General features: G+C 75.1%; 1 protein-coding gene. It reads right to left on the reverse strand.

Going from position 1 to position 952, the window contains the following annotated elements; translation table 11 throughout:
* Positions 1-165 precede the first annotated feature (165 nt).
* A partial coding sequence (locus VR44_RS45340; protein ID WP_342669400.1) for a hypothetical protein occupies positions 166-952 on the reverse strand: 787 nt, incomplete at its 5' end.

Below are 952 nucleotides of genomic sequence, written 5' to 3' on the forward strand. Positions count from 1 at the left end.
CGGCGGTCCAGCGCAGGGCGGCCCGCAGGGCGCGGCGGTCCTTGGGGGCGGCCACGGCCCCGGGGGCGAGCGCCTCGGGGGCTCCGGGGGCCTGGGCGGCGGCCTCGGGGGCCGCCGGGGCCTCGGGGGTCACCGGGGCGGGGCCGGCGGTGGTGTTCTGCTCGGTCACACGGACTCCCCGGGGGACTTCAGGCGGGACAGCTGGTTCTTGAGGAAGCCGGTGGCCTCCAGCTTCGAGAGGCCCTGCTCCTTGGGCCCGTAGGCGCGGAGGCTGACCAGCACGTCGCCCTGCACGGCCACGCAGTAGAGGGAGTCGAGCTTCTCCTTGTTGTGCTCGCCCACGGCCAGCAGGGAGCACTTGGCGTCGGGGTAGCCGTCGACCTTCGGTGCGTCGCGGTCGTCGCCCGTGAGGTCGAGGAGCTTCTTGGAGACCTCCGAGAACGCGCCCACCGCCTTGGGGTCGGCCTGCATGAGGCGGATCTCGACGACCATGCTGCCGCCGCCGGAGGCGTAGGTCCGGGCGGCGAGGCCCTTGAGCTTCAGGTCGGCCAGCATGTCGTCGCGCTTCTTGCGGTCCGAGTTGGACAGCCCCTTGCGGGCCTCCTTGAAGGTCTCGGCCGCCTTCTCGCCGGACGCGAAGTAGTCGTTCCCGTCGCCCCCGAGGTCCGGGCCCGGCTCGAAACCGGACGGGACCGGCAGGAGCTTGCCGGTGAGCTCGTTGGGCGGCACCGGCGCGGCGTTCTCGGCCGAGGGCAGCTTGCCGCCGGCCTCGACCCAGTACGCGGTCGGCGCGCTCCGGTCGGCACCGGCGAGGGCGGAGGCCGCCCAGACCCCGCCGCCGGCGACGAGCAGCGCGCCGGCCACGGCCGCGGCGACGACGACCCGCTTGCGGCGGTTCACCACAGGTACGGGCCCGGCGGGAGCGGGGTCCCCGGAAGCGGGGGCCTCCGAA

The organism is Streptomyces katrae (assembly GCF_000966975.1).
GTDB classification, from domain to species: Bacteria; Actinomycetota; Actinomycetes; order Streptomycetales; family Streptomycetaceae; genus Streptomyces; species Streptomyces katrae.